A 13,115-nucleotide genomic window follows, 5' to 3' on the forward strand; every position below is an offset into this window, starting at 1 on the left:
CATGACCGATGATCAGCTTTTTGAATGCGCCAGGCAGGCCCGAGAACGAGCCTACGCCCCCTACTCCGGCTTCTTCGTTGGAGCCGCACTGCTCACCATGACCGGTGAGGTTTTCAGCGGATGCAATATTGAAAATGCCTCATACGGACTAAGCCAATGCGCGGAACGGGTAGCCTTAGGGAACGCAATCGCCCATGGATCGCGTCAGTTCCAAACTCTCGCACTTTGCCTGCAAGGCGATGGCAGCCCTTGCGGAGCATGCCGCCAAGCACTCAACGAATTCGCCCCGGAGCTCACGGTTCTGATTGGAGGCCCTAATGGGAATATCAGGCAACGGCTCTGCTTAAACGAGCTCCTCCCCAACGCCTTTGGCCCGCAAAACCTGAAAACATCATCACTCCCAGAACCTCGCAATCATTGATTCGATCTAATTTGGGGGATTATTCCCTTTTACCCCGAGGAGATTTCGCCTATTTCCCCTGCAGCGAAACTTATCCCTATGCGCGTCTTTTACATTCTGTTCCGCAAGGAATTCAAAAATTACTTCCTTACCCCCTTTGGTTGGGTGGTTTTGGCTCTGGTGCTCTTCATGCAAGGACTCTCCATGTCCAGCGCCATGGAACAAATGAAGGATGCTCCCATGCTGGATAACTTCCTGCTGGTCAGCTTGAAAACCCCCAACTTCTGGTTCTATTTCCTCTTTATTTTCCCTCTCCTGACCATGCGTCTATTCGCAGACGAAGCAAAAACCGGAACCCTCGAAACACTCATGACGGCTCCGGTGACCACCACCCAGGTTGTTTTTTCAAAATACCTCGCTGCCTTTTGTTTCTACGCCCTGCTCTGGCTCCCGCTCTTACTGCATTTGAAAATCTTCGCTCTGGTCACAGGCCAACCGGCACCAGTGGAAACCGGTCACATTCTGGGAACCTACAGCATCCTCCTACTAATGGGCGCCTTTTTCCTCGCGATTGGCTGCTTTGCCTCCACCCTGACCTCTAGTCAAATTGTTGCCGGCATCATCACAATTGCTTTTCTGGTGATTCTGTTTTTTCTCGGATTCATTCCCTATTACACTGGTGAAGGGTTCAAGGCCAACGTCCTCTTCCAATACGTATCCATCCAAGAACATCTGATCAATTTTGCCAAAGGACTCGTGGATACCCGACCGATCGTCTACTACCTGAGTATGGCCGGCTTGTTCTTATTCCTCACTCACATGACACTGGATTTCCGCCGCTGGAAAGTCTGATTCGTCCAACCCTTTTGCTCACCAGCCATGCCTAAAGCCAACAAGGAGTCTTCATCCAGCTCATCAAAGAAGACCAAAACATCTCGCCCTACCCGCCCGATCCGGCGTGCCGGACAGTCACTCACCGTCATCATCCAACTGGTCCTGATCCTGATCGCCGTCGGAGCAGCCAACTATCTTAGCTGTGCCCGCCACAAGCGCATCGACCTGACCGAAAACGAGACCTTTACGCTGTCCGACCATACCGACAAGTTGATCACCGGATCAGCGATCCAAAAACGAACCTCGCCCATCAGGGTCATCGCAGTGATCCGGCGTAGTTCGCCTCACTATTCGCGAATGTACAACCTGCTGGATGCCTACAAAGGAACCGCTGGTAAATCCATTGATCTCGAGTTTGTTGATCCGGCGCGCCAAACTGACCGCACCTTGGAAATCGCCAACACCTACAAGCAACCATACATCGATGATATGATCATCATCGACGGCCGTCCCCAAACAAAAACGACGCCGGAAACAACACCGGAAACAACAAATAGCAACGCGGGACCAAGCGACAACTTTGCCGCCCATATCCGGACAATTAAAGTCAAGGACCTCTATATCGAGGAAGTCGACCAGTTCAAGCAACGCTATATTGCAGCGTGGCAAGACGAAGACATCGTCTCCTCAGCGATCCTCGGCGCCATCGAAGGCAACCCACGCCGGATGTATTTTGCCACGGATAAAAGCAATCTGGAAGCCACAGATGGAGCTCCAGCCTGGCAAATTCTCGCAAACATGCTCTGGCAACAAAACATCCTGCTCACGCCACTGCGACTCGCTGACATCCAGCGGATCCCGGACGACGCAGAAGGTTTCGCCCTCATTGCCCCCCAGTATGACCTCGATGAGCGGGAACTCGAAATCCTGAATGAATACTGGGACCGCCCCCAATCGTCACTGCTCGTGACGCTGGATCCGAACATTAAACTCAACAACCTGAGAATCTTCCTTCGAAACTACGGAATTACACCGAGAAATGACCGGATCATTCAGGTGAAGAACAAACAAACGCTGTCCAATGTCAGGGCGATCTTCACCCGCGGTCCGAAAATCAACATCGACCTCGGGGGTAAATCTACCGTCTTCGACGGCTCGACCTGCAGCTTGGAAGTCAGAGAGAACGATGATCAACTGACCAACCGGCGGATCACCCCCATTTCACTGATCCAAGCAACCGAAGGCTGGTGGGGAGAAACGCGATACACCGAAGAATCTCCACAATTCAATAAAGAGGAAGACAACGAAGCCCCACTCTACCTCTCCGCAGCTGTAATCCGCGGTCAGGCAACGTCCGACGCCACGATCAATCTGGTTTCCAAAATGGTGGTCATCGCCAATACCGACTTTCTGGCGAAAAAGAACACCCGCCCCGAACAAGCTGACTTTGTCAAATCGAGCACCAACTGGCTGATCGGGCGGGAAGAACTCATCGGCATCGGACCTCGCAAACTCTACCGTCACAAAATCACCCTGCTGAACTCCCATAACACCTTTATTAACAGGCTTCTCCTGATTTTCCTTCCAGCACTCGCCATCCTCATCTCGCTCGTTGTCTGGAACATGCGGCGGGCCTAATCCCCCCCCACCGGCTAGATCTCTGACCTATGCGTTACCTTTCCACCATCTTGCTTGCCTTGCTCTCCGTCACGCTGCTGACGCTGGCACTCGTGCATACTGACGGCAAGTACCGAGACGCCATCTTTGGAACTCCAGCAGCTGAACCCGGAAAAAAACTCTTCGATGTCGAATCCCTGAATCAGGTTCGCCGCATCACACTCACCGACAGCGAGGGCAAAAAAGCGACATTTCAAAGCGAAGGCAATATCTGGATCGCCCAGGAACCCTGGAACGACCGCGCTGACATGCTCTTCATCCGCACGCTCTTCCAATTCACTGCCAGCCTCGAAGTCCAGGAAGTCATCCCCCGCAAGGACCTTGAACTCCGCGACTTCGGCTTACGCAAAGGAAACACCCGGGTCAGCATGTATGACGCCAAGGGAGAAAACATTTGTGACTACCGCATCGGCCGCCAAGCAGCTTGGAAAGTTCCAGTTGAAGATGGTAAAAGCACCATGGGAACCTCCTTCATCCGCCTCGCCGACAAGGATCTCAAGCACAATATCTACCTGTGCTCATCACCGGTGAATAACATTCAAAACCTGTTTAACAACCAATTCGAACGCTTCCGGGACCACCACCCGTTTTATTTCAGCCACCAGTTTCTCGATAAGACCCGCATTCAAAATGATGAAGGAGAAGTCGTAATCTCGCGCGAAACCTTGCGCTCACCATGGAGGATCACCAAGCCTCTGGACCTTCGTGTAGATCCCACTGCCCTCGCCGACCTTTTCACCAACCTCGCGCGACTCAGGGCCGTCAAGGTAGAGGACAGAGCCAACGTCACCTTACCCACGGCCGAACAAAGTGACGCCCACTCCCGCGAAATTGCCATCCACTCAGACGGAATGGACGAGGACTTCGTCCTGCGCGTCTATCTCCCGGAAAAAGAAGGGGAAACGGTCGCTCTGGCGACAGTAAGTAATCGGCCCGACACCGTCTTTCATTTACCGATGACTTCAAATGACCCGGGAATCATCTCCCTGAGCCAATTCCAAACGGGGGTCAATGACCTGAGGTCAAAAACCATGACCCACCTGAACGGCCCTCAACTCGAAAAAATCATCATCAAACCGCAGGGAAGTTTACCCACCCTGCTGGCCCGTACCACCAAAACCACCTGGCAGGTTCTCCGCAAAAATGGATACGAAGCGGCCAACCAAAATGCTGTGATCTCGCTTATGACCGCAGTCACCCGGGATAAAATCGAAAAATTTGTAACCGATGCTGCCAGCGACCTCAGCCCCTACGGCTTGGACTACCCATTCCTTCAACTGGCATTCATCAGCTTTGGTGGAGAATCACTGGCTCTCGCATTCGGCCGCGAACCCAATGGAGAAAACATCTACGCCCACCTGATCGGCAAACCCAACATCTGGCAAATCAGCCCGGAAACACTCGGCAAAATTGCCGTCCACCCATGGCAATGGAAAACATCCCACGTCTGGCATATCCCCAAAGTGGATATCGAACAGATTACCATCCATCAAAATGACAGCCAACCCGTCAACTTGAAATACGCGTTCTTCTCAGAGCAATGGTCTGCAACACGAGGCAAGACCGGAGAAGAAACGGATGTCACCGCCGAACTCAACCCACACCGGGCAAACAACCTGCTCAACAGCCTGGAATCCATGGAAGCACAACGCTGGATCGGCCCCATGCATCCGCAAGCACTAAAAGCACTGCAAACGCCGGATATAAGCATCAGTATCAAAATCAAACGCGTCGATGACGAAGGAAACGACCTCCCTCCGATCACGAAAACACTTCGAATCGCAAACACCCCGGGAAATATCATTACCTTCGCCAAGGTTGACACCAACCCCAAGAGCCCCGATGCTTCCGACGAAGATAGCTACTTCTTACTCAACCCTGACACCGCGGCAAAACTCAAGGTCAACCTCTTCGAGTAATCCAAGTCAGCCCAACTTGAGGCTCACCTGCGCATCTTCCCTACAGCCATGGCTTTTTCCCCCGATACATTACGTGCCGATTTCCCCATTCTGAATCAGGAAATCAATGGAGCACCACTCGTCTACCTCGACAACGCGGCAACCACCCAGACGCCTCTGGCCGTAGTCGAAGCCTCAGCTCGCTACTACGCATCCATCAATGCCAATATTCACCGTGCTGCCCACAAGCTGGCCCGCGAAGCAACCATCGCCCACGAAGCGGCCCGCCGTACGGTTTCCACTCACCTGAACGCAGCCCACGACCACGAGATCATTTTCACCTCGGGGACCACAGACGCCATCAACCTGGTCTCCAATACGCTGGCGCTCTCCGGCCGCATCGGCAATCAAGATAGCATCATCATCTCTGGCCTGGAACACCACTCCAACATTGTCCCATGGCAAATGCTCTGCGAACGAACCGGAGCCCAACTCAAAGTCATTCCGGTGCTCGACGACGGAACCCTCGACCTCGAAGCCTATCAGCAACTTCTGGACGACTCGGTCAAACTGCTGGCGGTCAACCACGTCTCCAATGCTCTGGGAACCATCAACCCGGTTCAATCCATGATCCGTCAGGCGAAACAGGTCGGAGCTCTGGTTTTGATCGACGGCGCCCAATCCGCCCCTCATCTGAATATTGACGTCCAGGATCTCGACTGCGACTTCTACGCTTTTTCGGGCCACAAGATCTACGGGCCCACGGGCATCGGTATCCTTTACGGCAAAGAGAACATTCTCAACGAGCTCCCACCATGGCGAGGAGGCGGAGAAATGATCAAGGAGGTCACCTTCGAACACACCACTTACAACGACCTCCCATTCAAATACGAAGCCGGCACTCCGGACATCGAAGGTGCCATCGCCCTGGCGGCGGCCATCGATTACATGAACAAGCTGGGGATGGATCATATTGCCGCGCATGAACGATCTCTCCAGGAGCTGGCAACTGCCGCTCTTCAGGAACTACCCGGGATGCAATTCTACGGAACGGCGGCAAACAAAGCCGCTGTTATATCCTTCGGGATCGAGGGGATCCACCCCTATGATCTGGGAGCCTTGATTGATCAAATGGGTGTGGCTGTCCGCACCGGCCACCACTGCACCCAGCCACTGATGGCCCGCTTCGGTATCCCAGGCACCGTCAGGGCATCCTTCGCCGCGTATAATACGGAAGAGGAAGTGACACGACTCGTGCAGGCTGTCAAAAAGGCCTCCATGATGCTCTCATAGAGGCGAGGAGACAAGGCAGCTGGCCAACTTGACAAGGCCATGGAGCTCTAATACCAAGTAGAAAAAACAGACGGGACGATAGCCGAGATGAATGAGTTCTTTGGTAAGGCGCGACGGCCACGCTTTTGCAGACCCAACGAAGTCAGCCCCCCACCATACGCGATCATCAAAAAAGGGCCACCCCATCGGGTGACCCTTTTTCATTAATCTTTAATCATGCCCCAGTTTATACCATTCTCTCGGTTATTTTATCGGAATGGACAAATCGTTGTCACACCTTGAACTCAAAGCCAAACAAACACCGCCATTCCGACAAACGAACCACTCAAATGGTATTAGCTGCCTGCTGGCTTGGACTCATACTGGAGGAATTTCTTATACTCAGGAGTCAGAGGCTTCATGGCATCGAATCCGGCTTGCTCATAAAGTTTCACGAGAGCGTTGGCTTCGAGCAATCGCTGATAACCTCCTTTTGACTTATTCTCGTCTTCGGTTTGCCACAAATCCATGGCCAACTTCACTTCTGGATCCGTTGCATAAATGCGCAAGGTATTGTTGGCGGCTTCAATCACCAACTCCATGGAAGCAGTGAAATCAGCACTCAACACACGGTTGTAGGTATTCAGGGCCTCGGACATCCGCTTCGGATCCTTTTTCGCCAACTGCTCAAGTGCCAAGCCATGACAATAGGAAATTTGAGCCCGTTGCGAACCGGAAACCTTACGCTTACTCCAAGCTTGGGCAAGGCGATCAAGGCGTTCCCAGCTCTTCAGTCGCACAGCCTCCCAAAAAGCATTCACTTCGAGTTGCTGAATTTGGTTTTCCCGGACCAAGGCCTTACTCATGAACTGACCTTGCTCATTATTCAACTCGTCGAGCTTGAACTGGCGGCGGCTACACTCCAATGAATAGAAACCAGCCAATGTTGCAAAGTTTCCGGGAGCTGTGTCAATCGCCCGGAAGGCTTTGGCGCAGGCCTGGAATTTGACTTTGGCTTCGGCGTATTTACGGGCTTGATAAAGCTCCATGGCTTCTTTGAAGATCGGCGGAGTGTAGAAATACACGCCATCGAGCTTGTTCATTCTGACATCAACACGGTTGAGGTCACGCTCATTCATCTTATAGCGAAACGTTTCGTTTTTATACAGTAAGATGATCACGTCATCGTGGGAGCCGTTGGCATGCATCAACCGGGCTTTCGCATTCGCATCCGCTGCCGGTGCCATTGGGGCAATGGCAAAGAGCAGAGCTGAGGTAATCACAGTGCAAATTTTCATCATTTTAATAAGTGGTTGGATGTTTCGGTTCTTTCAATATTAGCGGCGGGTCCTCTCAGCTTTGAGTTCTTCGACCGTCTTCACCAGTCCGGAGCTTTCATACTCCTTCACCAATGCGGCAACTTCATCCCAAAGTGCTTTTTCCTCGTCGGTCACTTTCTTGTTTTCTTCGCGGATGCGGCGAGTCGAAGCAATATACTTCCAGCCGATTTCAGAGTAAGCAGCCTGGCGGTCATCAATGGTAAGCGGCTTGGCTTCATCACCCTTGCCAACCATGGCACCCTTCTTGAGGTCGCGATTCCACATGATCTCCATGACCCGCTTGACTGATGGAGCCGAGATCGTGAGGTAACCGGTGTAGCGGCTATAAACCATGCCATAGTATGCCAGGGCATCCTCGGTCATGTTGCGCTTATCAAAGGAAACGGCAAACAGGTAACTGACCATCGCGGCCTTTTTGTTGTGCTTTTCCTTGAGATACTGACGAGCACGCTCTTCACAGGCCTTCCAGTCACCCACCTTGGCATTGATTTCCACCAAACGGAACAGTGCTTTTTCCTGGGTAGCTTCATCATCCTTGGCCCGTTCATAGACTTCGGTGAGCTGCGTGATAGCTTTCTTATTGTCTTCGATACTATCGGAGTAGCCCAACACATCCGCAATTCCGAGACGGGCTTTAAACTGACCAAAGGTATCGTCACGGCTCAAGAGCTCCTCATAATATGGAACCGCAAGTTTTGGAGTCGATGTCTTCTCACGCAGGTTGTCACCGACTTTGAGCAAGACAAAGTTGGTAAGATCCTTGGGATTGAACTCGCTGCGCAGATCTTTGAACAAGGTCTGAATATCCTGCTCGTAGCGGCGGCGCTTGACGTCGTCCTTTTCCGCAATCGCTTTCTGGATCTCACTTTCATACACACCGATGGTGGCGATACGCAGAAGAGCCAGCACCCGCTTATTACTGATATCGATGCCTGGGAAGTTATAATAGAACTCCTTGAGCATTTCGGGGGTATTTCCCTGTTTTTCAAGGAACGCCTTGGAGTAAGCATTTACGCACTCTTCGAGGAACATCTGATTTTGCAGTCCGGCCAGATTACTAATCACGCCTTGAAGATTTTCGAGACCTTCGTCTTCGCGCCCCACAGCCTTCATCGCTGGCATGCCGTAAACCACCACCTGTGGTTTATACGGGGAACTAGGATACGTCGTCATGAACTTATCATAATGAGGCACGGCATCCTTGATCCGGGGGTTGGGCTTCTTGTCGATTTTTTCCTGACCGAGCATGCCGACCAGATAACTCAGAGCCTCACCCGCAACCAGACGGTTATTTCGCTTTTCGGCGACATCAATAGCCATCAGATAATATCTTTCGGCTTCGTCGCGCTTGGCAGTGGATTCGTAGATATTTCCCTTCATGTTGTAGGCCATATCGATGACCACACTCTGGCCAAACTCACTCTCCAGGCGTTCGATGATCGTAAGAGCCGGAGGATACTCACTCTCTGAGAAATGGCAGTTGGCACGATCATAGAGAGCATTGGGAAGATAAATATTTTTTACCGGCTCTGGGTATTTTTCCAAGAAAGCGTCCAGCAATTCGGCGGCCTTGTCCCAATATTGCAATCGGGTAAGGTTGGAACCCTGGAAATACTCCGAGTGCATCACAAACTTGCTCTCTGGATATTCTTTGACGTGTTGATCAAGGAAAGGCTGGGCTTCTTTGAAATTGCCAAGATAAAAATGGCTGCCCCCAAGAACAAACAAACAAATGTCATGCTGCTCGGTTCCCGGCTCAACCTTGTCAATCATGTAAGAGGAAACTTCGAGACTCTTTTTGTATTCCCCACCAAAGAACAGGCTGGAAAGCATCATCCGGCGAACACTCTCGCAATGGTCACTTTCAGGGAAATCCTTGAGGAAACGGCTACCGTATTCCTCGGTATCAAAAATTTCCCCAATCAAAGAGGAAACACGAACCAGATTGAACAGGTTATCCTCACGTTTCTTGCACTTCGGATAGTAAAACTCAAGCTGCTCAAGCACGCCATACACGCCACGCTGGTTTCCAGCATTGTCCTGAAGGTAAGCCATGGCCGTCAGCGTCTGGGCATCATGGGAAATCCCATCGGATTGACGCTTTTGAAGTTTGGCCTTACCGCTTTTCAGACGCTCAAGTTCGATAAGATTCAAGCCGTCCTTAATGCCTCGACGGCCTCCCAATTGGGCAACCCGGGCATCAATATCTTGAATCACATCATCTGACCCTGGAATCAGGGCATACAAACCAAAGGCAGCCTTGTACATCTTGGACTCCAATGCATTCCCTGCGAGTTTCAAGAGCACTGGAATATACTCAAGCATCTGGTACGGCTCGAGTGTGATATCCGCACGGTTCTTATTGAGGAAGTCCACCATGGCCTGCTCGTCATCATTCGCGATCACAGCCTGTGAAAGAGCAAGGAAAGCAGCAACAATACCACTGTCCGAGGTCTTCATGGTTTCCTTGTTTTTCAAGGCGGTCTCAAAATGACGAATGCCCTCGGCAATCTTTGGCTCATCCATCAGGAAATGACAAATGGCGAGGTTAATGTAAAAGCCTCCGGGTGTCGGTAGGATTTTATCGCGCTTCTCACGCTCCTTAAGGAACTTTTTGTAGAGGTCGATGGCTTTTTTGTATTCACCAATTCCCATGCTGGCTTCAGCCCAGCGCTGCAACGCAGCCTTATGAGCCGTATTGGTGGTTTGCGCCATGCCGGGAGCCCCGTTGGGAAACTTCTCGTAACACATCTTGAATGACTCGGTAGCCTTCTCAAACCATTTGGCGGCATCATCCTGATTGTTTCCACGCTTGGCAATGTTCGCGAGTTTAAGTTCGGTCAAGCCCTTACGGTAATAGATGACTCCGAACTTCGGGCCATACAACATGGGAGCGCGACCTCCGTAGTTTTTGACAATACGCTCAAACAGAGCTTGGCATTTGTCATATTGGCCTGCTTCCCAGGCTTTATTGGCATTGGACATCTGGGTGTTCAAGTCCTGAGCGTTTGCAGCCCCAAAGAGAGCAAACAACATCAGTGAACAGATAGCCAGATACCGGGTGAAGGAAGTGCGGCGTAACATCATATTCATCGTATGGAGTGATTAATGGTTTAATAAAAAGAAGTGTAAAATGGTAAAATTATCAGCGGTAATCGTGATGCGATAATTTCCCATGCCCGTCGTCCTTTAGAACGCACAGGCACGGCTATTCATTAGTAGGAAATAAACTCTCCAATCACAATCATGCAAGTGGAGAGTCTAGATAGGTTCAGTCGTTGACTTACGGGGTGTCGACCAAATCCGTGAAGGTAACGCTGTTGACTTTCGCACTGGCGAGACAGTTCAACACGTCAACCACACGCTGCTGGGCAGCTTCACCGTCGGCCCAAATCTGGACGATCGGCTCCTTGCCCCCTGCTCGGGCGGCATTGGCGTAGGAGTCGAGACGACCTTTAAGCTGCGGCAACTTGCGAACATTGGCATCCGAATCCAAAGCCTCTTGTTCGGCTCCGGTGTTGATGTAGATGGAGCCACTCTTGTCCACCTTAATGAACATGGGGGCCAGCTCCGGAGGTTCACTGGATGGTGCTGCCGCTGGCAGGGTCATCTTGAGATCCTGTTCGCGAGGTTGAATGGTTGTGGTTACCAGGAAGTAAATGAGCAAGAGGAAACAAACGTCAATCAATGACGAAATGTCCAATCCTGGTTCATCTTCTTCGAGATTGTCAGATACTTTTTTACGAGCCATGGGTAATGAAAAAGTGGGTTAAGTTAAAAGGCACTTACTTCTTATCGAATCCGTAAACTGAGAAGATCACGTTATCGACACCGGCACGAGCAGACGCACGAATCACCGTGCGAACATGCTTGAAGGACACCCCCTTGTCACCACGCAGGTGAATAATCGGAGTCAAGCCTTTGGCTTTTTCCTCGTCCTTTTTCTTTTTCACGTAATCCTCAATCGCCTCGGCATCGGGAAATTCGAGACTGGAGACTTCCGCGCGGAAGGTTCCGTCTGAGCGAACGTTGATCACAATCCGTCCTTTTCCGTCCTTGGCCTTTTTCGAATTCTCGGCCACCGGCGGATCCACCTCAGCATCCTGCTTCACCACAATCACCGTAGAGGCAACAATGAAGAAAATCAAAAGCAGGAATACCATGTCGATCATGGGTGACATGTCGACTTTTAACTCGTCGTCATCGGCACCGACGACTTTACGTAATTTGTTTGATGCCATTGTGTAAGATTCCTTTCGTGTTAGCTGTTTCTTGAATACCTGGATTTACATCCTCTTTTCGGCCTTTTCTGTCGTCCGCGCAGATCACAAAACCTGCGCGAACTGGTTCAGAAAAGTATGATGACTGGTGCTGGGTGCACCGAAGGATGTGGGATCCGGTATTAGCGGATTAAACGGCCACACCCTCTGGGATCTTAGCCAAATGTGCATCGCCATTCACGGTCTGAATGGAAGCATTAAGCAGTTCCTCTGCAGAATGGTGGCATTCGGCAACGAGGTTATTGAGTTTATTCTTGAAGAAGAAATAAGCAGTAAGGGACGGAATGGCGGTCACCAGTCCCCAAAGCGTGGTCAACAGGGCCACGGAAATGTCACCGGCCAGAGCGGAGGGGTCAGCGGATCCGTCTCCACTGGCCAAGGTTCCGAACGCGCCGACCATACCAAGCACGGTTCCAAACAGTCCCAACATGGGAGCCGTTTGAGCGATCAAGGAAATATAGTTGATCAAGGTCATGCTTTTGCGGTTTTCGTTGATCGTAAAATCTGCGATGGCGTCCTCAACGTAATCACGTCCGAGATCCTCAGGACGACGAGCGTCAACGTTAGGAAGCGCGTAAGCCATCATGCGACCGAGGTAGCTCGGGTGGGATGCACCAAGCTCAATCGCGGAACGCACACGACAGTTCATCATGTGATCCATCAGACCCGCTTTTAAATCATCCGGGCAGAACTTGGTTTTGCTCAAGTTCATAAAGTTAAAGACACAGAGTGCAATCAGGGCCAGAATAAGCAAACCAATGAGGATCATTGGCCAGCCACCGGCGATGACATACTTCTGCAAAAGGCTGTCCTCAGTTGCGGCGAACAAAGACGAGGTAGACATAAGTGCTGTGGAACCAGCGATGGCTACGGTCTTCAGGGATCGATAGGATTCGTATTTCATACTTTAGGTTAGGTGTGTTGGTTGGTGTTCGGTGTTGGAGGTATTGAAATCGGGGGTATCGGCGATGGGGGTATTGGCAATGGGGGTCATTCTGGGTATCCCGCTAAACGCCTTTGAAACATTTGTGAGTTCCCAGCATTTATTGGAATAATAACCAGCCATCCGTTTGGGACGACCTACGGTTGGAACGATTCTGCGAATTCTTTTCTTGGAGTAAAGGAGTAAATTCCAAAAATTAATAATTCTACATTCTTTAAAACTCCTTGCTTGACTCCCCTCCCCGAAAGCAGTAGGCATCGCCCCCGTGAGGAGCAAAGCTTCGTGTTTAAGGTCTACTCACAACTGCTAACTAACCAGAGGACCGCTTCACTAAACCCTCAAAATCAAGCAGTTACAACAGTGCAAAAATTGGGTTCATAGTACAATGGATAGTATAACGGCCTCCGAAGCCGTAGATCCAGGTTCGACTCCTGGTGGACCTACCATCTCTCAAGCAATCGCTTCGGAGCG

Annotated in this window: 10 protein-coding genes and 1 tRNA gene; 6 read left to right on the forward strand and 5 right to left on the reverse strand. The window is 51.1% G+C overall.

The features are described from left to right. Nucleotide 1: 1 nt before the first annotated feature. The 5 genes from cdd (at nucleotide 2) to HW115_RS15875 (ending at nucleotide 6,102) form a co-directional block, all read left to right on the forward strand. Nucleotides 2–421, forward strand: coding sequence for a cytidine deaminase (gene cdd / locus HW115_RS15855; RefSeq protein WP_178933930.1), 420 nt, complete (start codon nucleotides 2–4; stop codon nucleotides 419–421). 78 nt (nucleotides 422–499) lie between these two features. Next, nucleotides 500–1,252: an ABC transporter permease gene (locus tag HW115_RS15860; protein ID WP_178933931.1), complete on the forward strand. Its 753-nt coding sequence runs from the start codon at nucleotides 500–502 to the stop codon at nucleotides 1,250–1,252. A 27-nt stretch (nucleotides 1,253–1,279) separates the two neighbouring features. Further along, on the forward strand, nucleotides 1,280–2,872 hold the full coding sequence (locus HW115_RS15865; protein WP_178933932.1) for a motility-associated ABC transporter substrate-binding family protein: 1,593 nt from the start codon (nucleotides 1,280–1,282) through the stop codon (nucleotides 2,870–2,872). A 29-nt stretch (nucleotides 2,873–2,901) separates the two neighbouring features. Next, nucleotides 2,902–4,830: a DUF4340 domain-containing protein gene (locus tag HW115_RS15870; RefSeq protein ID WP_178933933.1), complete on the forward strand. Its 1,929-nt coding sequence runs from the start codon at nucleotides 2,902–2,904 to the stop codon at nucleotides 4,828–4,830. Nucleotides 4,831–4,878: 48 nt separating this feature from the next. Beyond that, complete coding sequence (locus HW115_RS15875; protein ID WP_178933934.1) at nucleotides 4,879–6,102, forward strand: aminotransferase class V-fold PLP-dependent enzyme; 1,224 nt, start codon at nucleotides 4,879–4,881, stop codon at nucleotides 6,100–6,102. A gap of 335 nt (nucleotides 6,103–6,437) precedes the next feature. On the opposite strand, the gene HW115_RS15880 is transcribed toward HW115_RS15875, so the two are convergent. From HW115_RS15880 to HW115_RS15900, 5 genes are all read right to left on the reverse strand, one after another. Further along, on the reverse strand, nucleotides 6,438–7,382 hold the full coding sequence (locus HW115_RS15880) for a Mul1B family putative transporter subunit (RefSeq protein ID WP_178933935.1): 945 nt from the start codon (nucleotides 7,380–7,382) through the stop codon (nucleotides 6,438–6,440). Between the two features lie 36 nt (nucleotides 7,383–7,418). Next, nucleotides 7,419–10,514 carry a tetratricopeptide repeat protein gene (locus HW115_RS15885; RefSeq protein ID WP_178933936.1) on the reverse strand — a complete coding sequence of 1,032 codons (3,096 nt, stop codon included), beginning with the start codon at nucleotides 10,512–10,514 and terminating at the stop codon, nucleotides 7,419–7,421. A 190-nt stretch (nucleotides 10,515–10,704) separates the two neighbouring features. Beyond that, nucleotides 10,705–11,172 carry an ExbD/TolR family protein gene (locus HW115_RS15890; RefSeq protein WP_178933937.1) on the reverse strand — a complete coding sequence of 156 codons (468 nt, stop codon included), beginning with the start codon at nucleotides 11,170–11,172 and terminating at the stop codon, nucleotides 10,705–10,707. A 34-nt stretch (nucleotides 11,173–11,206) separates the two neighbouring features. After that, the gene (locus HW115_RS15895; RefSeq protein ID WP_178933938.1) at nucleotides 11,207–11,662 is read right to left on the reverse strand and encodes an ExbD/TolR family protein; all 456 of its coding nucleotides are present in this window, start codon (nucleotides 11,660–11,662) and stop codon (nucleotides 11,207–11,209) included. A gap of 169 nt (nucleotides 11,663–11,831) precedes the next feature. Continuing rightward, entirely contained in the window at nucleotides 11,832–12,605 is a 774-nt protein-coding gene (locus tag HW115_RS15900; protein WP_178933939.1) for a MotA/TolQ/ExbB proton channel family protein, read from the reverse strand. A gap of 410 nt (nucleotides 12,606–13,015) precedes the next feature. Between HW115_RS15900 and HW115_RS15905 the strand changes: the two genes are divergently transcribed. Next, nucleotides 13,016–13,090: transfer RNA gene (locus HW115_RS15905), tRNA-Arg, on the forward strand. The last annotated feature ends 25 nt before the right edge of the window (nucleotides 13,091–13,115 follow it).

It is taken from the genome of Oceaniferula marina (assembly GCF_013391475.1).
Taxonomy (GTDB): Bacteria; Verrucomicrobiota; Verrucomicrobiia; order Verrucomicrobiales; family Akkermansiaceae; genus Oceaniferula; species Oceaniferula marina.